At 65.3% G+C, this 262-nt stretch carries 1 protein-coding gene; it reads right to left on the bottom strand.

Annotated elements, in window-relative coordinates; translation table 11 throughout:
* A partial coding sequence (locus tag DM872_RS00065) for a contractile injection system protein, VgrG/Pvc8 family (protein ID WP_256873251.1) occupies positions 1-262 on the bottom strand: 262 nt, incomplete at both ends.

Here is a 262-nt window from a genome sequence, read left to right as displayed (position 1 = left end):
TGGCCTGGTGGTCCAGGTCCACGCCGTCACGCTCGGTGTGGTGGTTGTACAGCGGGTTCTTGAAGTCGTAATCGCGTTGGGTCTGACGCGCGGTGCGCACGTTCTCGCGGTAGGTGAAGTTGCGCAGCGCCGGCTTCGGGCGATCACCGCCGGCCAGCGGGTTGTACTCCACCGGCTGGCCCGGCAGTTTGCCGAAGATCCACAGGCGGTCGCAGTGGATGAGGCGGTGGCCTTCGGCGTTGTGCAGGAACCCGTAGAAGAA

The organism is Pseudomonas taiwanensis, from assembly GCF_013393345.1.
In the GTDB taxonomy this organism is placed as follows: domain Bacteria; phylum Pseudomonadota; class Gammaproteobacteria; order Pseudomonadales; family Pseudomonadaceae; genus Metapseudomonas; species Metapseudomonas resinovorans_C.
Note: the sequence above shows the minus strand (reverse complement) of the source record. Positions and strands in the feature narration are given on the sequence as shown.